A 24,421-nucleotide genomic window follows, 5' to 3' on the forward strand; every position below is an offset into this window, starting at 1 on the left:
GCCTCTGGCCGGGTTAGGTTTCCTTTGGTTACCCAACCCGGTCATAAGCCCCGGGAACTTGCTAGACGTCCAAGCAGGCTGGGCCGAGCAATACCTTGAGGTCTCCGAACAATGCGGGGTTCGGATTGACCCTGAAGTTCATCCCCAGCCGCATCAACGAGGTTCCACGGCTACCGGTGAGTTTCACCCGCACCTCGGTATTGCCGTTGTGGGTACGCAGCACGTCACCGAGCTTTTGAATCAGCGACTCGGTGGCCTTATGCGTCGGAATGCCGATGACCACCGGTCCTGTGCCAGAGGCATCCGAGAGTTCCGGAATCATCATTTCTTGGGCGTTGAGCGTAATCGAACCATCATCGCGGCGCTGCACGCGGCCCTTGATGACCACGATCAGGTCATCGGCCAGAATCTCGGCGATCGGCTGATAGGCCTGCCCGAAGAACATGACTTCCATGGAGCCCGAGAGGTCTTCGATCTCACAGCGCGCGTAGGGATTACCGGATTTCTTGGCAATGCGCCGCTGCAGGCCGCTGATCATGCCTGCAATCGAAATGACGTGCCCATCGGAGGGCCCTTCATCCGAAAGCACGCTGGTGACCGGCATATCCGCATACTGGTCCAGGGCAGAGCCCAGACCCTGCAAGGGGTGGTCCGAGACGTAGAGGCCGAGCATATCGCGTTCGTAAGCGAGCTTTTCCTTCTTCTCCCAGTCGGGAAGGTCGGGGACGGCCACCGTCATCGCGTCCGAAACATCGGAGGTATCCAGCGCGCTGAACAGATCAAACTGGTTCGCGGCCTCATTGCGCTTAAGCTGGATGACCGAGTCCACGGCTTCTTCGTGGATAGCCACCAGCGCGCGGCGCGGGTGCTTCATCGAATCGAAGGCTCCGGCCTTGATCAAGGATTCGATTGTGCGCTTGTTGCACACTACCGCAGGCACCTTGCTCAGGAAGTCGCTGAAGTCCCGGTAGGCCCCCTTTTCGGTGCGCGCTTCGACCATGCCTGCCACGGCGTTGGCGCCGACGTTTCGGATGGCGCCCATGCCGAAGCGGATGTCCTTGCCCACAGGGGTAAAGTTCAAGGCCGATTCGTTGACATCCGGTGGCAGTACGGTAATACCGATGTGGCGGCATTCGTTCAGGTACAGCGCGAGCTTGTCCTTGTCGTCACCGACGCTGGTGAGCAAGGCGGCCATGTATTCGGCCGGGTAATGAGCCTTGAGGTAGGCGGTCCAGTAAGAGACCACACCGTAGGCCGCCGAGTGGGCCTTATTAAAGGCATAGTCGGAGAAGGGCAGCAGAATATCCCACAGGGTTTTCACCGCGGCGTCGGAATAGCCGCTGTCGTTCATGCCCTTTTTGAAGCCCGCAAACTGCTTATCCAGTTCGGATTTCTTCTTCTTGCCCATGGCGCGGCGCAGAATATCTGCTTGACCCAGCGAGTAGCCGGCCAGTTTCTGCGCGATCGCCATAACCTGCTCCTGATACACGATCAGGCCGTAGGTCCCGCCGAGAATATCCGCAAGCGGTTCTTCGAGTTCCGGGTGGATCGGAGTGACGTCCTGCAGCCCGGTCTTGCGCAACGCATAATTGGTGTGCGAGTTCGCGCCCATTGGACCTGGGCGGTACAGGGCGATAACTGCCGAAATGTCTTCGAAGTTATCCGGACGCATCATTTTCAGCAGCGAACGCATCGGGCCACCGTCGAGCTGGAACACCCCGAGGGTGTCACCGCGGGCCAGCAGCTGGTAGGCCGCGGGATCTTCCAGGGTCAAGACCTCGAGGTCGATCTCGTTCCCGGTGTTGTACTGGATGTTCTCCAGCGCGTCGGAAATGATGGTGAGGTTGCGCAACCCCAGGAAGTCCATCTTGATCAATCCCAAACCTTCGCAGGTCGGGTAGTCGAACTGCGTGATGACTTGGCCATCCTGAAAACGGCGCATAATCGGGATCACGTCGATAATCGGATCCGAGCTCATGATGACGCCGGCGGCGTGTACCCCCCACTGGCGCTTCAGCCCTTCCAGGCCCTTCGCGGTCTCGAAGACTCGCGCGGCTTCCGGGTCATTCGCCACCAGGTTGCGGAAGTCCCCGGCTTCGGAATAGCGCTTCGAATCCGGATTCTCAATGTCGTTGAGCGGAATGTCCTTGGCCATCACTGCCGGGGGCAGTGCCTTAGTCAAGGTTTCACCCATGCTGAATGGGTAGCCAAGCACGCGTGAGGAGTCTTTCAACGCTTGTTTGGTCTTGATCGAACCATAGGTCACGATCATGGAGACACGTTCATCGCCATACTTTTCGGTCACGTATTTGATGACCTCCGCGCGGCGACGATCATCGAAGTCGACGTCGAAGTCGGGCATGGACACACGTTCCGGGTTCAGGAAGCGTTCGAAGATCAGCCCGTGCACCAGCGGGTCGAGGTCGGTAATACGCATGGCATAGGCAACCATGGAACCGGCACCAGAGCCACGGCCCGGACCGACACGGATGCCGTTGTCCTTGGACCAGTTGATGAAGTCCGCCACGACGAGGAAGTAGCCAGGAAAGCCCATCTTGATGATGACGTCCAGCTCGTAGTCCGCCTGTCGGCGCGAAGCGTCCGGAACGCCGTTGGGATACCTGTAGTGCATCCCCTTGTCGACTTCCTTGATCAGCCAGCTGGTCTCATCTTCTCCCGGCGGACAAGGGAACTTCGGCATGTAGTTCGCGTTGGTGTCAAAGGTGAGATCAACGCGATCTGCGATTTCAAGGGTGTTGTCGCAGGCTTCTGGATGTTCCTTGAACAGCTCACGCATTTCGCGCGCGCTCTTGAGATAGTAGCCGGAACCGGAGAATGCGAAGCGGCTGCCACCCTGGTCATAGGTCGGTTCATCGAGCGTGGAACCCGAGTTGATGGCAAGGAGCGCCTCGTGCGCTTTCGAATCAGCTTCATGGGTGTAGTGCAGGTCGTTGGTCGCCACCAAGGGGATGTTTAGCTCGCGGGCCAGGCGCAACAGGTCCTTGGTGATCCTGCGTTCAATCTCCAGACCGTGGTCCATGATCTCGCAGTAGTAGTTTTCCTTGCCGAACAGATCCTGGAGCTCCGCCGCGGCAGCCTTGGCCGCATCGTATTGCCCGAGACGAAGCTTGGTCTGCACCTCCCCGGAGGGGCAACCGGTGGTCGCGATCAGGCCCTCGGAATGCTCGTTGAGCAGTTCGCGGTCCCAGCGCGGGTACTTGCCGAACACTGAATCCAATGAGGCTCTGGAGGAACCCTTGAACAGGTTGTCCATACCCTTGTTGTTATAGGACAGCAAGGTCATGTGGTTGTACAGGCCACCGCCGGAAACGTCGTCGCCTTTTTGCGATTCATCGGTACGCCATTTCACACGGGTCTTGTCATTTCGGGCCGTGCCCGGGGTGACGTAGGCTTCTACGCCGATGATTGGCTTGACGCCAGCGTCGGTAGCCCGTTTCCAGAAATCGAAGGCGCCAAAGAGGTATCCATGGTCGGTGATGGCCATGGCTTCCATGCCTTGCCGGTTGGCTTCTTCAAATAGCTCGCCTAGCCGGGCTGCTCCGTCCAGCATGGAGTATTCGGTATGGGTATGCAGATGGACAAATCCGTCACGTGTCGCGCTCACTGAACCAGTCTAGCGATTCACGCAACGAATTTCGTCCACTGCCCCACCCGCTGTGGGAGCTCTCATAGCAAGCACCGAGGGAACTAGTAAGTTCCTTCGCGCAGTAGCTCCAATGCACCCGACAGATCGTGCGGATATTCGCTTTCGTACTCGACCCATTGATCGGTGACCGGATGGTTGAATCCTAGACGCTTGGCATGTAGCCATTGGCGGGTCAGCCCCAGGGCGGCACTGAACTTCGGGTCCGCACCATAGGTTTGGTCGCCGACGCAGGGGTGGCCGAAGGCTGAGAAGTGCACGCGGATCTGGTGGGTTCGACCGGTTTCCAATTGCACTTCGACCAAACTTGCCCGTCCGAAGGCTTCGAGCATTTCGTAATGGGTCACCGAATCGCGCCCGCCTTCGAGTACCGCGAACTTCCAGTCGTGTCCCGGGTGGCGGCCGATGGGCGCGTCGATGGTTCCTTCAAGAGGATCCGGCAATCCCTGGACCACCGCGTGGTAGACCTTCTTCGGAGTACGTTCCTTGAAGGCACGCTTGAGCGCGGTATAGGCGCGTTCGGACTTGGCCACCACCATCAGGCCGCTGGTTCCGACGTCGAGCCGGTGCACGATGCCCTGGCGTTCCGACGCACCTGAGGTTGAGATGTTATATCCCTCGGCCATCAGCGCACCGACCACGGTCGGTCCGACCCAACCCGGCGAAGGATGCGCCGCGACGCCTACCGGCTTATCGATGACCACATAGTCATCTTCGTCGGCAATAATCTTCAGATCTTCCACGGCAATTACTCTGATTTCTAATGGATCGGCCTGGGGTGGGATGGTCACTTGCAGCCTGTCCCCCGCTTGGAGTTTGAGCGGCTTGGTGACAATCCGTCCGTTGACTTCAACCATCGAATCCTTGCACAGGGATTTGGCCAGGGTGCGCGGGATTTCCAAGGTCTTGGAGATGTGGACGTCCAGACGTTGCCCGGCATCCTCTGGGGCGACGACTAGTGCGTGGTTCTCGGTGGTGTCGGTACCGCTCATGCTGTGGGCTCCGTGCCTTCGTCGTCCCCGTCGTTTATTTTCTTAGTCGGCGCATCGCCGATGGTGCCATCCAAATTCCTTCCGCGGATCAGCATCAGCGCAACCACGATCATCGAGCAGACGATAAACGAGTCGGCGACGTTGAAGATGGCAAAGTTTTGGACGGAGAACATGTCAACTACATGCCCGAAGCCAAAGGCCGGCTCGCGGAAGATTCGGTCGGCCAGGTTTCCCGCGACCCCGCCAAGCAGACATCCCAGGATGATCGCCCAGGAGCGTACCGCGACCTTGCGCAGCAGCAGATAGATCACGTAGACCACGACCGCCGCTTGCAAGATGGCAAAGACGATGGTGAAGTCTTCGCCCATGGAGAAGGCGGCCCCGGGATTGAGAATGTAATGGATATCCAAGAAATTCGGGATGACCACGAAGGATTCGCCGAGTTCCATATTTCTCTCCACGAGAATTTTGACCGCTTGGTCCAGGACCAATGCGATCAGGGCGATGACCAGCCCTATGCCGGTGAAGCGCTTGGCCGCAGCAGCACTTCTCGGTTGTGAAGCACTCACACTATTACCCATTAATTCCCTTTAAACATCAACGGTGGCGCCGGACAAACCCGAGCACCACCGTCAACTGTACTTATATTTAGTTCAAGCCATCAAACCCGTAAGGGACTAGTTGGACTTGGTTGCGTTATCGATGGATCCCTGCGACTCAAGGTCGCGGAGCTGTCCTTCGATGTAAGTCTTCAGACGTGCACGGTAGTCACGCTCGAAGCCACGCAGCTGCTCAAGCTTGCGCTCAAGTACGGACTTCTGCTGTTCCAGTGCGGAGAGAGTCTTGCGGCTCTTCTCTTCTGCAGAGGTAACCAGCGAGTTCGCTTCGGTCTTAGCTTCCGAGATGATCTTGTCACGCTGCTCAACACCGGAGGCAACGTATTCATCGTGCAGTCGCTGTGCCATCGAAAGCACGTTGGCTGCAGATTCTGCGGATTCGGTGCGAGGAGCGGCAGCAGGAACGGCGTTGGCTCCAGGAGCCGCGTCCTTCTTGTCCTCGACCTTGGCTGCAGCAACCGGAGCTTCGGCCTTCTTGGCCTCGGCTACTGGTGCAGCGGCTGGGGTCTCGACCTTCTTTGGCTCTTCCGGCTTGGTTTCAGCCTTCTTTTCTTCAGCTGGTTTCGCAGCTGGAGCGGCGGCCACGGGAGCTGGAACGGACTGTTCCTTGGCCGAGACGCTGGTGTCCCCGCCTTGCGCTGCCAAGCGGCTGCGCAGCTCTTCGTTCTCACCGGTCAGGCGACGCAGCTCCACAACGATCTCGTCGAGGAAGTCATCTACCTCGTCTTGGTCGTAGCCTTCACGGAACTTGGTCGGCTGAAACCGCTTATTGACTACGTCTTCTGGCGTCAAAGCCATTGGGTCACCTCAATACTGGGATCATTTCCGCTCGACCGTTGATGTCTAGCGAAACACTTACCGTTCATTCAGTGTCGCGACCGGTGAAGTCGGAGCACTATTTCCTAAAGGATATAACGATTCGGACACTAATTACGAAACCGAACTGCCGGGACAGCTCTTTTTCTATTGAATTTTACAGTTTAGGACTCTGCCAGATCCTCGTATTCTTCTACGAAATACCTGCTCAGATCCCTGTACTGTAACCTACGCCACTAATGATCGATTTGACAATCATTACGACGATAAACAGGATCAAAAATGACAAGTCAAGCCGGATTCCACCGATATCCAATGGCTTAATCCTGCGTCTCAACCAACGCAGCGGCGGGTCGGTAATCGTGACGATTGCAGTTGCAGCCACTAGCGCGATCCCTTTCGGTCGCCAATGCCGTGCAAAACTTTCAGTTATGTCCAACACAATTCGCATTATTAGCAGAATCTGCAAGACAGCTAGCAGGAAATAAATAATCCCGAACACCATGTTTACGCGCTCGCTCCTGCAGCTTAACTCTGGTTGAAGAAAGTCGCCTGGGCTTCGGACTGTTTACGGTCTTCACCCAGTACTTCCACAGTGGCCGGGGAGAGCAGAAATACTTTATTCGTGACTCGCTCGATGGAGCCGTGGAGTGCGAAAACTAGGCCAGCCGAGAAATCGACTAGGCGCTTAGCATCGGTTTCTCCCATATCGGTGACATTCATAATCACCGGGATTCCGTCACGGAAGTTCTCACCGATGATTTTGGCATCGTTGTAAGAACGCGGGTGAACGGTAGTAATTTGACGCAATTCGGAATCCTCATCCCGTACTGAAGGGGCACGCTTAATCGGTGTGACCGGAGCACGGTATTCGCTCTCTGGTTCTTTGGCTACGGAATGCGGGGCAACCGGCTTGACTACCGGCTGCGGGCGCGGGGCTTCGGAAGGACGCTGCGGGGCAGCATCTTCTACGGCCCGCACCTGGGTCCTAGGTTCTGAGTTGTCCATTTCGGCCTCGCTCTGCTCGACAGCATCCGCCAAGCCAAGATAGACCATTGCCTTACGTAGTCCGTCAGCCACGATATTTCTCCTCAGTTGTCCCGTGCATGCACGCGCAGGTGCATGATTCCGCTACTCTGACGCTACCGCACGGCAATCGACAGGCATCGCTCATTCGAATTTTTTTGCGCGGTGTGTCGCGCAAGCCTAGGTTTTCGGCCATATCAGGCCAGCCAATCGACCCGCTTGAGGAGTTCTTCGATAGGAGAAGAATCTCTCATCCTCCAAGGTGCAAATTCTGCTTTGCTGCACCTGAACGCCTAGTGCCGAGAGCTCTTGCTCGGCCGAAACCGGTAGATCGAGCGCGGGGGTCCCCCAGCTGGTGCTGGTTCGTATGCCCGGTCGCGCTAGCTCGGATTCGGCTGCCATGGCTTCCGGGACTTCATAGCAGCGCCCGCAGATCGCCGGACCGATGACGGCCTCAACCGATTCTGCGCCCAATCCATGCAGTTCATCGACGGTATGCGCCAGAATCCCGCCCAGTAGCCCCCGACGACCGGCGTGGGCCGCGGCGGTGAAAGTCCGAGCATTGTGCGTGTCTCGTGCCACAAAAAGGACCGGCAGGCAATCGGCCACCAGGACGGCGAGGGCTTCGCGCCCGGTAGGGTCGATGAGCGCATCGCAGGTCGGCGCCTCGGGTTCATTCCATGAGGTGCGCTGCACTGGGGCAATATGCACCGCCACTGTGGAATGGATTTGGTTCATGAAGTGCAATGAAAAACGACGAACCCCGATCGAGTCTTCCAGCTTGGCCCGATGCTCCCCCACTAAGTGGGGGTCATCATTTACATGCAAGGCCAGGTTTCCCTCGGCTTGCGTGGTAAATGCCAGTTGGATACTCGAATCGAGGTTCGACGCGAAATGTAGCACTGCTCAGCTTGTCGCTGTTTTTACTTTAGGAAGTCCGGAACGTCCAGGTCATCGTTCGAACCGTTAAGGTCCGAGTCGACAACGTCTGGAAGATCCTGGAAGGAGTTGTCCTGCTCCGCTGCCGCTGGCTTTGCTTCTGGAGCAGCGGCCGCCGGAGCTGGTGTTGCTTCAGGGGCCACCGCAGCTGGAACAGGCTGCTGCTCTTGTGCTTGACGGCTGGCCGCTGGCTTCGAAGCCAGCGGAGCCATCGGCTTGCTGGTTACATCTGGCTCGTCAAAGCCGGCAGCAATCACCGTAACTCGAGCTTCGTCACCCAAAGCGTCGTCGATGACGGCACCGAAAATGATATTGGCTTCTGGGTGCGCGACTTCCTGAACCAGACGAGCTGCCTCGTTGATCTCAAACAAACCGAGATCCGAGCCACCCTGAATGGAGAGCAGGACGCCATGCGCACCGTCAATGGATGCTTCCAGCAACGGCGAAGCGATTGCTAGCTCTGCGGCCTTGACCGCACGATCCTCGCCACGTGCTGAACCGATACCCATAAGTGCCGAGCCGGCACCCTGCATAACGGACTTCACGTCGGCGAAGTCGAGGTTGATCAGACCCGAGGTGGTGATCAAGTCGGTGATGCCCTGAACACCGGAAAGCAGTACCTGGTCTGCTTGGCGGAATGCGTCCAGAACGGAAACGTTGCGGTCCGAGATGGACAGCAGTCGGTCGTTCGGGATGACGATCAGAGTATCGACTTCGTCGCGTAGTGCTTCGATGCCATTTTCGGCCGAGTTCGCGCGGCGGCGACCTTCGAAGGTGAATGGGCGGGTGACGACACCGATGGTCAGAGCGCCCAATCCGCGGGCGATTCGTGCCACGACGGGCGCGCCACCGGTACCGGTGCCACCGCCTTCACCGGCGGTCACGAAGACCATGTCGGCGCCGCGTAGGACGTCTTCGATCTCTTCAACGTGGTCTTCGGCTGCCTGGCGTCCCACATCAGGGTTCGCGCCAGCGCCGAGGCCGCGAGTAAGTTCGCGTCCTACGTCGAGCTTAACGTCGGCATCACTCATGAGTAGAGCCTGCGCATCGGTATTGATGGCGATGAATTCAACGCCCTTGAGACCGACTTCGATCATTCGATTGACTGCGTTTACACCGCCACCGCCGATTCCGACGACTTTAATGACCGCGAGGTAATTCTGTGGAGCTGCCACGTCCCGCTTCCCTTGTTAGATGTGCTACATATTTCACGATTCATGCGCGAAACCTTGACCTTTTGCCTTAAGGTTAAGTTTCTGTCAAGCTATCGCTATTAAGAACGCTATGAGCCATGCTGGCTTTCTGCAACGACCGCCGTGGCGTGTCGCCTATTGAAACCTATCTTTCCAGAATTTACCTTGAGAATGTTCATCCCTCGCCCGTGGCGAACGACTTAATACGTCACCGGGTTTTCTGGATTGGTCACGTCGATGACCTTGGCCATCTTCGGATTTTCATTTAGTTCGTCGAGGAAAATCTTCGCAACTTCATTTTTAAGTGCGGCCTTCCCTCCGTCTCCCCAGATCAGAGTTCGCTTCTTCGGCAAGGCGAGTTCCATGAAACCGGCCTGGGTCAGCGTAGCGGTGGAGACCTGCTTGAGCACGTTGGGCTCCACCGTGCTCAGGATCCCGGTCAGCAGCTGAAACTGCTCCGGGTCTTTGGTTTGATCCGAGGCCTTCACCCGAGGAAGTTTGGTTTTGTCCTTCTCTCCGACTTTTTTCAGCTTCTCTCCGGTAGACGAGACGATATAGGAATTTTTCCCCTCCTCCAGGATCGCCACAGGCACGGCCTCGACCACTTCGACGACTAGCGTGTCGGGCATTTTTGCACGCACCACAATCTCGTCCACGGCTGGCTGATCGCCGATAAGCTCTACGACACGCGATTCGGAGATCCGCGGCAGCGGCACTCCTTCCAGCGGCGCCAACGCTTCGAGCAGCTTCTGCTCGCTGACCAGTTTGCTTCCGGTCACCTCAATTTTCTTCGCGGCAAGCAGCGGCGAAAAACTGAGAATCAATACCGCCGCGATGCTCAGCGCCACAATGCTTGCGGCGATGATAATGAGCAGCTTGCGTCGTTTCTTCTCCGGGCTGGCTGGCAGCTCGACAACCTTGGTGTTTTCCCCCATAGTGGCTCCCAGCTTTATTCGCAGGACAGTGCCGCGACGATTTGCGAACCAAGTTCGGTCACATCTCCGGCACCAATGGTCATCACGACATCTCCGGGTTCGGCATACTCGACCACGTGGGCCACCGCCGCCACCGGGCTGAGCACCTCGCTTGGCACTTCGATCCGCTCGGCGATCAGCGCGCTGGTGACTCCGGGGATCGGCTCTTCACGTGCCGGGTAGATCTCCAGAACGCGCACGCTGTCGGCCAACGACAAGGCTTGGGCGAACTGGCGGTAGAACTCTTGGGTTCGGCTGAAAAGATGCGGTTGGAACACCACATGCAGCTTGCCGTCCCCGGCCACCGCGCGTCCTGCCTTCAAGGCGGCATTTACTTCGGTGGGATGGTGGGCGTAGTCATCATAGACACGCACGCCTTCGGCTTCGCCTTTGAACTCGAAACGGCGCGCTGCACCTGCAAAACTGGCCAAAGCCTCAAGCGCATCGGCGATTTCAAGCCCGGCATCCATGCCTACCGCCAGGGCTGCGGCAGCGTTAAGCAGATTGTGCTGGCCAGGCACCGCAAGGTTCAGCGTATGGCTCTCACCGCTGCCCCATTCGATGGTGCACACGAAACGCCCGTCGTCCAGCGCGCGCGCATCGCTGAGCCGACGGTCAGCGTGATCGGCGAAACCGTAGGTCTGGATCCGCAGTTCGGGACGTTCATGGCGCATCTTGCGAGCCAGGCCGTTGGCGCCTTCATCATCTGCACAGCAGATGAGCAGACCATCCGCGGGCAGCAACCGAGCGAAATCTACAAAGGCCTGGTGCACGGCTTCCGCCGTACCATAGTGATCGAGGTGATCGGCTTCGACGTTGGTGACCACAATGACATTTGGCCGATAATTCAAGAACGATGAATCGGACTCATCCGCCTCGGCGACGAAGATCCCTCCCGCGCCGAGTTCTGCGTTGGTGCCCAGACTTGGAATGTTCGCGCCCACGGCAAAAGACGGGGCTGCCGCTGCGGTCTTCAGCATATGGGCGGTCAACGACGTAGTGGTGGTCTTGCCGTGGGTTCCGGCGATGGTCACCACCTGCTGATGGCCGCGCATGGTCGCTTCGAGCCCCTCGGAGCGGTGCAAGATGCGCAGTCCCCGGCGGAGCGCTTCATCGTATTCGGCGTTCCCGGGCTTGATGATCGAGGAGATCACCACGGTGTCCGCGTCACCTAAGTTCTGTGGGTCATAGCCGACATGAATACGCGCGCCGCGCTCACGCAAGCCGTCGAGAACCGGCAGGTTCTTGGCGTCGGAGCCGGACACCGATACCCCATAGTCCAATAGCAGTCGGGCTACGGCAGATACGCCAACACCGCCAACACCCATCAGATGTACCTTGCCAAGTTCGGCGATGTGCTCGCCTGGCTGCTGTGCCATGTTTAGCCTTTCTGGCCCGACGCTGAACGGCGGGTTGAAACTTCATCGATAATCAGGGCCGCCATCTGTTCGGCGGCGTCTCGCTGCCCCTGGGCCGCGGCGGCCTGCGACATCTGTTCAAGTTTATGCTGATCGGTGACCAGCTTCAGCACCGTGTCGGTGACAAAGTCGGGAGTGAATTCGCCGTCGGAGACCAGCACCGCGCCCCCGGCTGCGACGAGTTCACGCGCATTGAGCTTCTGCTCACCATTGCCGATAGGCAAGGGCACCAGTACCGAAGGGGTGCCCGCCACGGCCAGCTCGCAGACGGTCCCGGCACCCGAACGGCAGATCATCAGATCGGCCGCCGCATAGGCGTAGTCCATGCGTTCCACATATTCGCGCTGCGTATAGCCCTCCTGCGCCAAGAGATTTCCCTGGGCATCGGTGGCCTGCTTTTCCCGGCCGGTAATATGCACCACATGAATCCCGGCGGCCGTCAGCTCATCGAGCGCGGCAATAATCGTGGTGTTCAAGCTCTGCGCTCCGGAGGAACCTCCGGTGACCAGGAGAACCGGAGCTTCATCGGTGAGGCCGAAATACGCGCGTGCTTCCTCGCGCAACGCGTTGCGATCCATCAGCGCAATATTCGAGCGCATCGGCATGCCCACCTGGCGTTCCTTAGGCAACCCGGTATTGGCGAAGGTGGTTCCGACCGCTACCGCGTGTTTGGCACCCAATTTATTGGCCATGCCGGCTACCGAGTTCGCCTCATGGACAAAGGTCGGTATCCCCAGCTGCTTTGCCGCGAGATAGGCTGGTGTGCATACGTAACCTCCCACGCCGAGCAGTGCTTCGGCACCGGTTTCGCGCAGGGTCCGCTTCGCTTGGCTTAGCGCCTTCAGGAATCGGAAAGGGAACTTGAGCAGATCCAGCGAAATACTGCGAGGCATCGGCGCCTTGGGAATCAGCTCCAGCCGGTATCCGGCTTCCGGCACCAGCTTCGTTTCGAGTCCGCCCGGGGATCCCAGCGCGAGGATCTCTGCTTGAAGGTCCCGCTTGCGGACCGCATCAGCGATCGCCAGCATCGGCGAGATATGGCCGGCGGTTCCGCCTCCGGCAACTACCAGACGGATCGGATCACTCATGGCTTTTCTACTCCTTGGGTCCAAGACCGGCTATTAGGCAATAACGTAAGCGAATACTACTTTTTAGGCTTCTTGGCATCCTCGACAAGGGTAGCCAATGCGGCGACCTTTTGGGCGCGAGCAGAACACAGGACAAAACCCATGGCGAGCATTACCGCAAGCATGGCCGAGCCGCCGGAAGAAATGAACGGCAAGGGCACGCCGATGACCGGCAGCAATCCGCTGACGGTGCCGAGGTTGATGAACGTCTGGCCAATGATCCACGAAGATATGCAACCCATGAGCACCTTCGTGTACAGGTCATTTGCGCGCATCGAAATGCGGTACATGGCCAAGGCCAACAGCGCGAACATGCACAGCACGAAGAGCACTCCGACAAAGCCGAACTCTTCACCAAGGATTGAGAAGATAAAGTCGTTCTGAGCTTCCGGAACATACGACCACTTCAACCGTGATTGCCCGGCGCCTACACCGAACCAGCCACCCGATGCGAAGGCATGCAGTCCCATGCTCGACTGGTAGCAGATCCGGTCATCGGGACCGCAGTCGATGTTCAGCCATGCCAGCATGCGGGCACGTCGGTTGCTAGAGGCAAAAACCAAGACCGAGAGCACGATGAAACCCGCGGCGCCGGTCAGGGCCAGCCACTTGATCTTGAGCCCGCCGAGGAATAATGCGGTGGCGATGATCAGGATTAGGATCAGCGCGGTACCCACATCCTTGCCCCACAGCACCAGCAAGAGGATGGCGCCGCCGACGGGAGCGACTACTGGAATGAACAGGTGCTTGTAGTCGTGCAGCATGCCCTGTTTCTTTTCCAGCATGAACGCGGCAAAAACCGCCAACGCCAGCTTGGCGAATTCACTGGGCTGCAGCCCTACGGTAGCGGTGATGCGGATCCAGTTTCGGTTGCCCAAGACCTCATGGCCCAGCGGGGTGAAGGCCACCAGGAAGAGCAGCCCGAACGCGATGATTGCCGCGGGCCAGGCGAGCCGCTTCAAGGACTCTGGTTTGAAAAATTGCATGACGATCATGCACACGATCCCCAACGCGGCGAACATCGCCTGGGAGATCGCCACCTCAAAGCCGTCGTTTCCGCGCGCGATCGCCTCGACCGATGCCGAAGACTGCACCATCAGCACACCGAAAACGGCTAAGGCAATGGAGGTGACGAACACCAGCATGTAGTCAATGGAGGCGGTCCGGGCACTACCGGATTCGATATTGCCGATGAGCCGGGAAATCGGGGAGATTTTAGGCTTTCCGTTCCTGGCTTTTTTGCCACGTGGTGACGCCATATCTGCCTCCCGTCCCGTCCGCTGCTTACTTGGTTTCTTCGGTGCCCGCATCCATCAGATCACTGACCGCGCTGATAAATGCGTTGCCACGCTGGGCGTAGGAGCTGAATTGATCCATGGATGCCGCAGCCGGCGCCATTAGCACGGTGTCACCGGCTTGAGCTAGTTCCGCCGCCTTGCGCACCGCTTGGGTCATCACCTGAGTCCCGGTAGGGGCAACGCCGTCGGCGGCTAGCCCCTGAGCGGTGATGTCTATCAGCGGTACCTGCGGCGCCTGTTCGGCCAGCGCCGCACGCAGCGAATCGTTATCCGTGCCGATCAGCAGCACGGCGCTGAGCCGTTGGGCATGTTCCTTGATCAAGTCGGTGTAGTCCACGCCCTTGGACAAGCCGCCGGCGATCCACAGCACCGAGCTGAACGCCGCAAGGGAAGCATTTGCCGCATGCGGGTTGGTTGCCTTGGAGTCGTTGATCCACAAGATCTCATCGCGACGCGCCACCGCTTGGATGCGGTGCGCTCCGGAATCAAACCCGCTGAGCCCCTTGGCGACTGCTTCGGCTTCCACCCCGTAGGCGCGGGCCAAGGCGGCCGCCGCCGCGGCGTTGGCCGCGGTATGCCGCGGAACGATCTCGCCGATATCTGTCAGCGCCACCAGTTCAAGCGCGTTGCTTCGCCGCTCTTCGATGAATGCGCGGTCCACCAGCAGTCCTTCGACGATGCCTACGGTGGAAACCGCCGGGCTGTCCGTAGAGAAGCCAATGGCCCGGCAGCCCTCGACGACATCAGCGTTCTCCACCATTTTCAGCGTCGACGCATCGGCGGTATTGAAGATCGCGGCGACTTCGGTGCGTTCGTAGATCTTGGCCTTGTCGGCCTTGTAGCCTTCGAATCCGCCATGCCAATCGACATGGTCCTCCGCGATGTTCAGCACCACCGAGGCAAGCGGAGAAATGCTGTGCGTGTAGTGCAGCTGGAAGCTGGAGAGCTCAACAACGAACACGTCGTATTCCACCGGCTCGCGCACCGCATCGAGAATCGGGGTGCCGACATTGCCCACGGCGATCGCCCGCAGGCCAGCGGCCTGCAGGATCGCTTCGGTCATTCCTACCGTGGTGGTCTTGCCGTTGGTGCCGGTGATCGCCAGCCATTTCGGAGCGCTACGCCCGGCGCGGTTCTGGACCCGCCAGGCCAGTTCGATATCGCCCCAGATCTCGATGCCGGCTTCCGCGGCTTGAAGCAATACCGGGTGACGTGGATTCCAGCCTGGCGAAACGATTACCAGCTCTGGCGCAGCGCCATCGATCTGCGGCAGCGAAGCGACGTGCTGCTCGCCGAGCAGCACCTCGTGGGCTCCGACCAGCATGAGCGTTTCAGCACGCTGGGCGTTGATCTTATCGTCGCGGCCGTCGATGACGCTGACCATCGCGCCCAGCTCGATCAGGGTATCGGCGGCAGAGAATCCCGAAAGCCCTAGACCTGCAACGAGGACGCGCAAGCCTTTCCAATTAGCATCCCAGCTTCTCAGATCGGCCAGTTTTTCACTCACAGCGCGACAACCCATTCGGAGTAGAACAGACCCAGCCCGGCTGCCACGAACAGCCCGGCAAGAATCCAGAATCGAATAACAACATTTTCTTCGGACCAGCCCGAAAGCTCGAAGTGGTGCTGCAGCGGCGCCATCTTGAACACGCGCTTGCCGCCCGAGAGCTTGAAGTAGCCCACCTGGATGATCACCGACAGGGTGATGATCACGAACAGGCCGGCGATAACCACCAGCAGCAGCTGGGTGCGCGAGAGGATCGCGAAGGCAGCCACGGCACCGCCGATAGCAAGCGAACCGGTGTCCCCCATGAAGATCTTCGCCGGCTTGGCGTTGAACCAGAGGAAGGCGATCAGCGCGCCGGAGAGGGTGGCGCCAAGCAGGGCCAGGTCCTGAGGGTCACGCACCGAGTAGCAGACGTCCAGCGAATCCATGTTGCTGCAGGCCTGGTTCTGCTGCCAGATTCCCATCAGGGTGTAGGCGCCGAAGACCATGATCGAGGCACCGGTAGCCAGCCCGTCCAAGCCGTCGGTCAGGTTCACCCCGTTGGTAGCACCGGTAACGATGAAGTTCGCCCAGAGCACGAACAGGATCATGCCCAGCATTGGGCCAGCGAAGGCCAGATCAATGTTGGTGTCGCGCAGGAAGGAAATTGCGGTAGAGCCCGGTGTCAAGCCCTGGTCGTTGGGGAATTGCAAGGCGAGCACGGCGAAGCTGATGCCGAAGAAGGCCTGCAAGACAATCTTCTGCCAGGCGCGCAAGCCCAATGAACGCTTCTTGAAGATCTTGATGAAGTCATCGAGGAAGCCGACCAGGCCCATTCCGCCAAAGAGCAGCAGCACCAGCAAACCGCTGGCAGTGATTCCCGAGGAGGTGCGTCCCATTAAACCGAGGATCAGGTGCGTGGCAAAGTAAGCGACGAACACGGCCAAGACGAAGACCACACCGCCCATGGTCGGGGTGCCGGACTTGATGGCGTGCGAGTTCGGCCCGTCATCGCGCACGACCTGGCCATACTGTTTCTTGGTGAGCAGGCGGATGTACAGCGGCATGGCCACCATGGTCAGCACGAGGGCAATGCCGGCCCCCAAAATCAATGCGATCATGCGTTGTCGCCTTCCTTCGCGAATGCTGCAATGTCGTCGCCGAGGAAGCGTAGACCGGCCCCGTTAGAGGATTTAAACAGGACAATATCTCCGGGTAGTAGCTGCTCTTGAAGCAAGGTACGTGCTTCGTCTAGATCTTCCACGAAATAAGCTTCGTCTCCCCAGCTGCCTTCAAGCACCGCCGAGTTATAGGCAAGTTTCGCGCCCCACCCGATGACCAGCAATTTCTTGATGTTCATGCGAACCGCGATCCGTCCCAGCACGTCATGTTCGTGCCGGGAGTCGTCCCCGAGTTCGAGCATTTCACCCAATACCGCCCAGGTGCGCCGGGCGTGGCCCTGCTCATCGGGCAGGCCGAGCTCGGCCAGGGTGCGCAGTGCGGCGCGCATGGATTCCGGGTTTGCGTTGTAGGCGTCGTTGATGATGGTGACGCCGTCGGCCCGCTCGATGCGCTCCATCCGCCAGCGGCTTCCGGCGGCCAACCCATCGAGGGTCTCGGCGATCAGCGCTGCCGCGATGCCGAGTTCAAAGGCTGCGCTTGCGGCGGCGAGAATGTTGCTCACGTGGTGGCGGCCCAGCAGGCCGGAGGTGATCCGCTGGCTGTAGCCGTCGGCGAATTCGAGGGTGAGCTCGGGCTGGCCATGCGCATTGACCACCACATCATTGGCCCAGACGCTGGCTTCCTGTGGCTTGCCCGCGATGCTGCCGAAGTACCGGACCGCTCCCCCGGAGCGTTCCGCCATGCGCGCTACCCTGGCATCTTCGAAGTTCAGCAAGGCGGTCCCGGAGGCGTCCAAGGCCTCAACGAGTTCGCCCTTGGCCTTTTCGATGTTCTCGACTCCGCCGAATTCACCGGCATGAGCGGTCCCGACGCAGAGCACCACACCGAGCTTCGGGCGGACCATGTCGGTCAGGTAGGTCAGATGCCCCACTCCGGTGGCGCCCATTTCGATCACCAGGTATTTGGTGTCCTTGGTGGCGGTGAACACGGTCAGCGGTACGCCGACTTCGCCGTTGTAGGAGCCGATCGGGGAAACGGTCGGGGCGGCCTTGGCCAAGATCGTCGCCAGCAGGTCCTTGGTGGTGGTCTTGCCGGCCGAACCGGTAATCCCGATCACCACGGCGTCGTTCTCGGCCTTCAGGTATTCCACGAGGTGCGCGGCGATCCGGCCCATGGCTTCCACCGCGTCTTCCACGATGATTGCCGGATGCTCGACCCGCCGGTCATCTAAGGTGATGCGTTCGGCCAAGGCCAGCACGGCGCCGCCGGCGAGGGCCTTGTCGATAAAGGCGTGCCCGTCGGAGAACTCGCCGGGCTTGGCGACAAAGAGGGATCCGGGAAGCACGTCACGCGAATCGGTGGTGACCGATGAGATGACGGTGGATGGGTCGACAGAAGCTGTCGCGCGACCCCCGGTGATCGCGAGCAGGTCGGAGAAGGACAAATCAATCATGGCAATTAGGACTTTACACTTGAGCGGCCGTGGTCGAGGACTTCTGTGAGCTAGTAAATGGTCACAAACCCATGAAGTTTTAGGGCGTTGGCCAATTCGACGCGGTCATCGAGCGCAACGTCAATTCCCGCTACGTCTTGGCTGATTTCGTGTCCGCGACCGGCGATGAGGATCGCATCTTGGACCCCCGCCAAACTCACAGCGAACTCTACGGCTTTAGCGCGTGGCGCGATGTTGTACAGCTGCACCTGCGGACGCTCGGAATCGAGAACCTGCTGTGCTCCGGCGGCAACCTGTTCGCGGATCGGAGCTGGATCTTCGCCGTGCGGGTCGTCGTCGGTGACAATGACGATGTCGGCGTGGCGTGCAGCGACCGCACCCATATCCGGCCGCTTGGTCTTGTCGCGTTCGCCGGTGGCGCCGAAGACGATGATCCGCCGGCCTTGGGCTCCGGTGCGGACCGAGTCCAGCGCCTTAGCCAGTGCGTCGGAATTGTGCGCGAAGTCCACCACGGCAATCGGGGCTTCGCCGATGACCTGCATGCGTCCGGGAACCGACACCGAGAGCGGATCGTGCTCCTCCAGCACCTGCTGCAGCGTGTCGAGGGCCACTCCGCTGGAAAGCACCATGAGCGTGGCGAGCGCCGCATTGGCGACATTGAACAGGCCCGGCAGCCCGGTACGGGCACGCAGGGTTCGCCCGTCCCGGTGCACGATGACGAATTTATGTCCAAGCGCACTATGTGCAAGCTCGGTGACTCTCCAGTCGGGGCTTTGGTTGGCAGCATCGAGGCTCAGCGATTCGGTGGGGATCAAGGCCTGCTCTGCCAAGCGCTGGCCGTACGGATCGTCGACCATCACCACAGCGCGTTCACTGTGCCGCGCGGTGAACAGCTCCGCTTTGGTCTGGAAGTACTCTTCCATCGAACCATGCAGGTCCAAGTGGTCTTGGGTGAGGTTGGTATATCCGGAGACCGCAAAACGAAGTCCGTCCACCCGGCCATAGCTCAGTGAATGGCTGGAGACTTCCATGGCCACGGTGGCGACATCTTGTTCCTGCATCCGCGCCAAGACGCCGTGCAGCTGGGTGGCCTCCGGAGTGGTCAGCACGCTGGGGATGATCTGGCCGCGAGCAGACATTTCGATGGTGCCCACCAGACCGGAGTGCCGGCCCAGGGCTTCGGTGATCGCGCGGATCATGTAGCTGGTCGTGGTTTTGCCATTGGTACCGGTCACCGCGAGCAGCTGCGGGCAGTGAGTGTCCGTGCCGTAGACGCTGCTAGCGGCTCGGGCGGCGATCTGCCGAACGCTCGGCACTACCGCTACCGGAATGGAAAGGTCGGCAGGCAAGAATCCCAGACCGGCCTGATCGGTGATCAGGGCAACTGCACCGTGTTCGAGCGCTGCCGCAAGGAATTCGGCTCCGTGCCGCTTGGCGCCCGAAATGGCCAGGAACACGTCTCCCGGCTGGACGATCTGCGGGTTCAGGCTCACGCCGGTAATGCGCGGGTTGGCCGAGGCCCCTTGGTTCTTTGCAGCAGCGGCTAGCATCGCGCAGAGCCGGTCAAAGCTGATTCCCTTGACCGATTGGGGTCGTAAATAACGTTCCAGCTCGCGTGGCGTGCCTGATTCCTGAACTACCAAGGTTTCTTTTGTTCCTTACCAACGAAGACGTCGTACGACTCAGATTTAGTGGAGCTTGGCGGCACGTTGTAGGTGTTGAGCACGTGGCTCATCACCTCGGTGAACGTGTCGGCGACCGAAAAGTTCTTCCAGCTGCCCTGTGGACGGTACATGGTTGCCACCACAACGTATTGCGGGTCATCCAGCGGTGCTACGCCGGCAAACGAATAGCTGTATCCGTCGTAGCCTTTGTCGCTGGCGGCCTGGCCGGTACCGGTCTTTCCGCCTACCCGGTAGCCCGGTATCTTCATTTTAGTACCGGTGCCGGAGTCCACGACACCTTCCATGAGTTTGAGCATCTCTTTAGCTGTCGTCTTTTTCACAACCCGGGTCGTTTTCGGGGTTTCAGGTTTGGTGATGCTGCCGTCTTCGTTCTTGTACCCTTCGATGAGGCTTGGTGCAATCAGTTCGCCGCCGTTGGCCAAGGCCTGGAAGATCGATGCCGTGTGCAGCACGGTCTGCGAATAGCCCTGGCCGAACATGGTGGTGTACTGCTGGCGTCGGTCCCAATTCTCGGGTTTTGCCAGCTGACCGGCACTGGCACCATTCAGTCCAAGGTAGATGGGGCTGCCCAGCCCAAACTTTCGCATGTAGTCATAGCGTTCCTCGTTGCTGAGCTTGTTGCCCACCATCACCGTGCCGGTGTTGTAGGAGCGGGCGAAGATTCCGGCCACGGTCATGTCGTAGGTGGCGTGCGGCAGCGAGTCGTGGATCGTCTCCTTGGTGACCGTCACCTTGTTCGGGACGCGCATTTCGGTCTTCGCAGACACTGCGCCTTGGTCGATCGCTGCGGCGAAGATGGCGGCTTTGCCCGTAGAGCCTGGTTCGAAGGCGCGGGTGATGGCCACCGAACGCCGGAATTCAGGGTCGGTCGCTCCCGGATCGTTGGGATCCAGCTGCGCAGAGTCGCCGATGGCAAGAAGCTTGCCGGTTTTCACGTCCATCACGACGACCGAAACCCATTCAGCGTTGAATTCTTTCTGCTTCTTTTCGGCTTCACGCTGGGCCACATAGTTCACGTCGGAATCGATGGTGAGCATCACGTCCTGGCCGTTGACCGCAGGAGTTTCTTCGACTTCGGTGACCGGGATGCGCACGCCGTCGGCGCTCACCTCGATCTTGCGGCTGCCGTTGGTTCCCTTCAGATGCTCCTCCTGGCTCAGTTCGAGCCCTTCGGCACCGACCACCGTGGTCTGGTCTTCGGAATTTCGAACGAATCCAAGCAACGGTCCGGCAATGACACCTTGCGGATATTGCCTTTCGCTGCGCAGCAAGGGAGTCAGACGGGGGATGCCAACTTCCATGACCTCGTTTTTGACTTCTGGGGTGACTCCCTTGGCAAGAACCACGTAGCCCTTGGGCTTGGCCTCATCCTGCGGCTGAACCGACTTGGCAAGGTCCTCGGGGTTCTGCTCAAGAATTTCCGCAAGTTCCTGGACCGCCTGGTCCCAGCCGATGAACTCGCTGCCGTTAGTGCCATCACGCTTGGCGCGACGAATTTGATCTCGTTGATCACGCTGATCGATCACCAGGTCGTAGCGATCCACGCTGACCGACAATAGGGTTCCCTTGCGATCGACTATTGAACCGCGCGTCGGCGCGATGATTTCTTCGCGCTGGCGATCGGCTTGAGCGGCGTCGGCGACGGTGGATGCGTTGATGCCCTGCACCCAAAAGAGACGACCAGCAATCGCCAGGAGTGCTGCCAAAGATAAGATCAGCAAAAAGCGCATGCGCTTTTTTGCGGTTTCCAGTGCGGTCGAGTTCACGGTGATACTCAGTCCCCTCAACGTGGTTTCTTGACAGCGAGAATTACCGCCGTAGTCCTAGCTTAGAAAGCGAAAGTTAGTTCGTCGGGGATTTGATCATTGGTGCCGGGATCGTGCCGCCGTTGAGCTCGCTGTCGTTGAAGACCGGACGTCCGTCATCAGCAACCTTGCGAGTTGCCGCTTCTTCCTTCGCCTCAGACTTCGTGGGGTCCTTGGATTCCGACGCCTCATTAGAGGTTTTGGTTTCGTCCTTGGAATTCTGGCCCACGGTGGGAGCAGGAGCCTTCGACTCGCTCTTTTTCGCCTCAGCCTTCTCGCGGATGCTCTGTCCTGGCAATGGGAGCGTCGCATAATTTGCGGCGTTTCCTTCTGCCGTGACGGCCTTATCAGCTGATTTCTTGATGCTGTTGTCTGTCAGGTCGACGAGGCCCGGTGCTCCCGGAGCCACTAAGCCTATCGCTTTGGCTTCCTTGGCGAGCGCCTGTGGAGCGGACAACGACTGGGCTTCCTTCAACAACGCCTGGTTCTCCTGAGAGAGCGCGCGTTCCTGGTTTCGCAAGGAGACGATGTCGTACTGGCGCTGCGCGACCGAGGTATTCATGAGAACAAGCGTGACCACAACCGCGAAGGCCACCAGGACCAAAGCACTTACCATAACGAGCATTGAGCGTTTGTTCGTCTCGTTCATTCGCGGAACGAGCGAGAGCGTCACACGCTGCCGAGGGTCGTTGCCAGCCAGTTCGCTTGCTGCCACCGGCTCTGGACGAACATCGCGAGCGGCACTGCCTTCTATAACCGGCTGTGCGGTCATAGCGGCAGTCTTCAATACTCGACGTGGGGCTCGTTGGCTCATGGCTAGCTCCTTTTCAGAACTCTTTCGACCGCCCGTAAGCGGGCCGATGCAGCGCGTGGGTTTTCTGCAATTTCTGCTTCGTTCGGCTTTTCGGTGCCCTTGGTCAGAACCTTGAATTCAGCCTTGTGCTCTTCCAGCTCGACCGGGAATCCCGGTGGTGCGGAGGAAGTTGAGCCCTTCACGAAGTGACGTTTGGTGATCTTGTCTTCCAGCGAGTGATAGCTCATCACGACCACTCGACCACCAATATTCAATGAAGACATTGAGGCAGGAATAGCCCGCTCCAGTACATCGAGTTCTTCATTGACCGCAATACGTAACGCTTGGAAGGTCCGCTTGGCCGGGTGGCCGGAAGTACGAGCGGCAGCAGCTGGAACGACTGTTCGGATCACGTCCACCAATTGGGCGGTAGTCGTGATTCGTTCTTTATCCCTGGCTTCGACGATTGCGGTGGAAATTCGTCCCGCGAATTTCTCTTCACCCCACTGCCGAATGATGCGCAGCAGCTTCTCACGGTCCAAGTCGTTGACTAGATCTTCGGCAGTTGGTCCTACCGAGGTGTCCATTCGCATATCCAACGGTGCATCGTAGGAATAGGCGAATCCGCGTTCGCGTTCATCTAACTGAAGCGATGAGACACCCAGATCAAAGAGGACACCATCGATACCTGGGTAGCCGAGGTCTTCAACAACATCTGAGATTTCGTCGTACACCGCATGAACCAAATCTATGCGCGAGGCGTAGGGTTTGAGTCGTGCACCTGCAAGCTCGTGGGCTTGTTCATCGCGGTCGAGGCCGATCAAGTGGAGGTTGTCGAACCGCTGGAGAATGGCTTCGGAATGCCCGCCCATTCCTAAAGTGCAGTCCACGACGACTGCCTTGCGTCCGGCGGCGTTGGCGCTCTCGATGCCCGGTGCCAAGAGATTGACACATCGATCCAGTAATACCGGAACGTGTCGTTCCGATGCGGGTCGTTGAGAATCTTGATTCGGCACTGCGCCCCCTTTCGCTATCGTCGTGTTCGCTGGATTCAGATCCCCCTCCAACCTTCCAGCGGCGATCATCGATCTGGCTCCGGGGAAGTGGAGCCAGAGCAAGTCCCTCTGGAGGTGGCTGGAGATCTCAACCCAGCGCTCTTACCTGATGTGGATGTAAACCGGTTCCTGTTGGAGCCTTAGTCTTCATCCGTTTCGGAAAATACGTCTTCCTGCTCCTGCAAGTACTGCTGCCATGCAGTGGAGTCCCAGATTTCGATGCGTTTGCCCGCACCGATGACCGTCACTTCACGGTCTAGGCCTCCATAGTTTCGCAAAACTTGAGGAATCGTGACTCGTCCTTGCTTATCCGGCACTTCGTCGGAAGCGCCAGACAAGAAAACACGTGCATAGTCTCGCGCCTTACGCGAGGTAAGCGATGCCTGAGCTAATTGCTCATGCTGCTTCTCGAACTCCCGTTGGCTGAAAACATAAATGCAGCGCTCCTGCCCACGGGTCAACACGAGTCCGTAAGACAGATCGTCACGATATTTCGCGGGGAGAATCAGCCGGCCCTTTTCATCAAGTCGGGGCGTGTAAGTTCCAAGGAACATGCACACCGCCTTTCATATGAAGTGGCCGGAAACCCCAATTCCCTCTACTGCACTCCACTTTACTCCACAACCCTCCACTGTCAACGCAAACCAACCGTTTTCGCGAGGGGTTGGACATAAAAAATGCCTTGTTTTGGCGGGTTTTTCCCAGCTTGCGTTGTGGAGGGCTCCAGGAGCGAGAATGTGCGCATCTCGAAATTTGACCAAGAAAGTACCGAGATACCGCTATTTTCAGCCCTTTTGGGCGAGCGGGGAGGGCAGTGGAGGGAGACGGGGAGGAAAGTGGTGAGTCGTTAGGAAGCAGTGCAAATGTGTTTCCTAGGAATCTGCCGAGAATCGACGCAGCGCGTGTCGACCGTTAAAAGGACACCATTAAAAAGAAAATGTTTTGTATCGGGTCATCG

The 24,421-nt window shown here is 58.9% G+C and carries 20 protein-coding genes; all 20 read right to left on the minus strand.

Annotated elements, in window-relative coordinates:
* Nucleotides 1-61 precede the first annotated feature (61 nt).
* Nucleotides 62-3,625 (minus strand): DNA polymerase III subunit alpha, encoded by a 3,564-nt coding sequence (gene dnaE / locus CIK76_RS11275; RefSeq protein ID WP_096286473.1) that lies wholly within the window; start codon nt 3,623-3,625, stop codon nt 62-64.
* Between the two features lie 83 nt (nt 3,626-3,708).
* Nucleotides 3,709-4,656 carry an RluA family pseudouridine synthase gene (locus CIK76_RS11280; protein ID WP_096286475.1) on the minus strand — a complete coding sequence of 316 codons (948 nt, stop codon included), beginning with the start codon at nt 4,654-4,656 and terminating at the stop codon, nt 3,709-3,711.
* Nucleotides 4,653-5,225, minus strand: coding sequence for a signal peptidase II (gene lspA, locus CIK76_RS11285; RefSeq protein ID WP_255248439.1), 573 nt, complete (start codon nt 5,223-5,225; stop codon nt 4,653-4,655). The genes CIK76_RS11280 and lspA overlap by 4 nt, the downstream gene beginning before the upstream one ends.
* A 108-nt stretch (nt 5,226-5,333) precedes the next feature.
* Entirely contained in the window at nt 5,334-6,071 is a 738-nt protein-coding gene (locus CIK76_RS11290; RefSeq protein ID WP_096286479.1) for a DivIVA domain-containing protein, read from the minus strand.
* A 226-nt stretch (nt 6,072-6,297) separates the two neighbouring features.
* Entirely contained in the window at nt 6,298-6,594 is a 297-nt protein-coding gene (locus tag CIK76_RS11295; RefSeq protein ID WP_096286481.1) for a YggT family protein, read from the minus strand.
* Between the two features lie 23 nt (nt 6,595-6,617).
* Nucleotides 6,618-7,169: a cell division protein SepF gene (gene sepF, locus CIK76_RS11300; protein ID WP_096286483.1), complete on the minus strand. Its 552-nt coding sequence runs from the start codon at nt 7,167-7,169 to the stop codon at nt 6,618-6,620.
* 126 nt (nt 7,170-7,295) lie between these two features.
* Complete coding sequence (locus tag CIK76_RS11305; protein ID WP_096286485.1) at nt 7,296-8,018, minus strand: polyphenol oxidase family protein; 723 nt, start codon at nt 8,016-8,018, stop codon at nt 7,296-7,298.
* A 20-nt stretch (nt 8,019-8,038) separates the two neighbouring features.
* Nucleotides 8,039-9,229: a cell division protein FtsZ gene (gene ftsZ, locus CIK76_RS11310; RefSeq protein ID WP_096286487.1), complete on the minus strand. Its 1,191-nt coding sequence runs from the start codon at nt 9,227-9,229 to the stop codon at nt 8,039-8,041.
* A gap of 218 nt (nt 9,230-9,447) precedes the next feature.
* Complete coding sequence (locus tag CIK76_RS11315; RefSeq protein ID WP_096286489.1) at nt 9,448-10,182, minus strand: FtsQ-type POTRA domain-containing protein; 735 nt, start codon at nt 10,180-10,182, stop codon at nt 9,448-9,450.
* 14 nt (nt 10,183-10,196) lie between these two features.
* Entirely contained in the window at nt 10,197-11,600 is a 1,404-nt protein-coding gene (gene murC, locus CIK76_RS11320) for a UDP-N-acetylmuramate--L-alanine ligase (protein ID WP_096286491.1), read from the minus strand.
* A 2-nt stretch (nt 11,601-11,602) separates the two neighbouring features.
* Nucleotides 11,603-12,727 (minus strand): undecaprenyldiphospho-muramoylpentapeptide beta-N-acetylglucosaminyltransferase, encoded by a 1,125-nt coding sequence (murG, locus tag CIK76_RS11325; RefSeq protein ID WP_096286493.1) that lies wholly within the window; start codon nt 12,725-12,727, stop codon nt 11,603-11,605.
* A gap of 56 nt (nt 12,728-12,783) precedes the next feature.
* Nucleotides 12,784-14,025, minus strand: coding sequence for a putative peptidoglycan glycosyltransferase FtsW (locus CIK76_RS11330; RefSeq protein WP_096286495.1), 1,242 nt, complete (start codon nt 14,023-14,025; stop codon nt 12,784-12,786).
* Between the two features lie 25 nt (nt 14,026-14,050).
* Nucleotides 14,051-15,586: a UDP-N-acetylmuramoyl-L-alanine--D-glutamate ligase gene (murD, locus tag CIK76_RS11335; RefSeq protein WP_096286497.1), complete on the minus strand. Its 1,536-nt coding sequence runs from the start codon at nt 15,584-15,586 to the stop codon at nt 14,051-14,053.
* Complete coding sequence (mraY, locus tag CIK76_RS11340) at nt 15,568-16,671, minus strand: phospho-N-acetylmuramoyl-pentapeptide-transferase (protein WP_096286499.1); 1,104 nt, start codon at nt 16,669-16,671, stop codon at nt 15,568-15,570. The genes murD and mraY overlap by 19 nt, the downstream gene beginning before the upstream one ends.
* Nucleotides 16,668-18,125, minus strand: coding sequence for a UDP-N-acetylmuramoyl-tripeptide--D-alanyl-D-alanine ligase (gene murF / locus CIK76_RS11345; protein ID WP_096286501.1), 1,458 nt, complete (start codon nt 18,123-18,125; stop codon nt 16,668-16,670). The genes mraY and murF overlap by 4 nt, the downstream gene beginning before the upstream one ends.
* Before the next feature lie 50 nt (nt 18,126-18,175).
* Nucleotides 18,176-19,768 (minus strand): UDP-N-acetylmuramoyl-L-alanyl-D-glutamate--2,6-diaminopimelate ligase, encoded by a 1,593-nt coding sequence (locus CIK76_RS11350; protein WP_255248440.1) that lies wholly within the window; start codon nt 19,766-19,768, stop codon nt 18,176-18,178.
* Nucleotides 19,762-21,576, minus strand: coding sequence for a penicillin-binding protein 2 (locus tag CIK76_RS11355; protein ID WP_255248441.1), 1,815 nt, complete (start codon nt 21,574-21,576; stop codon nt 19,762-19,764). Before CIK76_RS11355 ends, CIK76_RS11350 begins: the two co-directional genes overlap by 7 nt.
* A gap of 76 nt (nt 21,577-21,652) precedes the next feature.
* On the minus strand, nt 21,653-22,387 hold the full coding sequence (locus tag CIK76_RS11360; RefSeq protein WP_096286503.1) for a hypothetical protein: 735 nt from the start codon (nt 22,385-22,387) through the stop codon (nt 21,653-21,655).
* A 44-nt stretch (nt 22,388-22,431) separates the two neighbouring features.
* A complete protein-coding gene (gene rsmH, locus CIK76_RS11365; protein ID WP_096286505.1) occupies nt 22,432-23,424 on the minus strand; it encodes a 16S rRNA (cytosine(1402)-N(4))-methyltransferase RsmH in 993 nt (330 codons plus the stop codon).
* 179 nt (nt 23,425-23,603) lie between these two features.
* Nucleotides 23,604-24,017, minus strand: a complete 414-nt coding sequence (gene mraZ, locus CIK76_RS11370; protein ID WP_096286507.1) for a division/cell wall cluster transcriptional repressor MraZ — start codon at nt 24,015-24,017, stop codon at nt 23,604-23,606.
* Nucleotides 24,018-24,421 lie beyond the last annotated feature (404 nt).

The sequence above is a fragment of the Glutamicibacter sp. BW80 genome (genome assembly GCF_002332385.1).
Classification (GTDB): Bacteria; Actinomycetota; Actinomycetes; order Actinomycetales; family Micrococcaceae; genus Glutamicibacter.

What these genes read in the sequence shown, in the direction of transcription:
- CIK76_RS11280 (WP_096286475.1), bottom strand. Translation starts at nt 4,656, where the DNA reads ATGAGCGGTACCGACACCACCGAGAACCACGCACTAGTCGTCGCCCCA.
- CIK76_RS11290 (WP_096286479.1), bottom strand. Translation starts at nt 6,071, where the DNA reads ATGGCTTTGACGCCAGAAGACGTAGTCAATAAGCGGTTTCAGCCGACC.
- CIK76_RS11295 (WP_096286481.1), bottom strand. Translation starts at nt 6,594, where the DNA reads ATGGTGTTCGGGATTATTTATTTCCTGCTAGCTGTCTTGCAGATTCTG.
- CIK76_RS11315 (WP_096286489.1), bottom strand. Translation starts at nt 10,182, where the DNA reads ATGGGGGAAAACACCAAGGTTGTCGAGCTGCCAGCCAGCCCGGAGAAG.
- murC (WP_096286491.1), bottom strand. Translation starts at nt 11,600, where the DNA reads ATGGCACAGCAGCCAGGCGAGCACATCGCCGAACTTGGCAAGGTACAT.
- murG (WP_096286493.1), bottom strand. Translation starts at nt 12,727, where the DNA reads ATGAGTGATCCGATCCGTCTGGTAGTTGCCGGAGGCGGAACCGCCGGC.
- CIK76_RS11330 (WP_096286495.1), bottom strand. Translation starts at nt 14,025, where the DNA reads ATGGCGTCACCACGTGGCAAAAAAGCCAGGAACGGAAAGCCTAAAATC.
- murD (WP_096286497.1), bottom strand. Translation starts at nt 15,586, where the DNA reads ATGGGTTGTCGCGCTGTGAGTGAAAAACTGGCCGATCTGAGAAGCTGG.
- mraY (WP_096286499.1), bottom strand. Translation starts at nt 16,671, where the DNA reads ATGATCGCATTGATTTTGGGGGCCGGCATTGCCCTCGTGCTGACCATG.
- murF (WP_096286501.1), bottom strand. Translation starts at nt 18,125, where the DNA reads ATGATTGATTTGTCCTTCTCCGACCTGCTCGCGATCACCGGGGGTCGC.
- CIK76_RS11360 (WP_096286503.1), bottom strand. Translation starts at nt 22,387, where the DNA reads ATGACCGCACAGCCGGTTATAGAAGGCAGTGCCGCTCGCGATGTTCGT.
- mraZ (WP_096286507.1), bottom strand. Translation starts at nt 24,017, where the DNA reads ATGTTCCTTGGAACTTACACGCCCCGACTTGATGAAAAGGGCCGGCTG.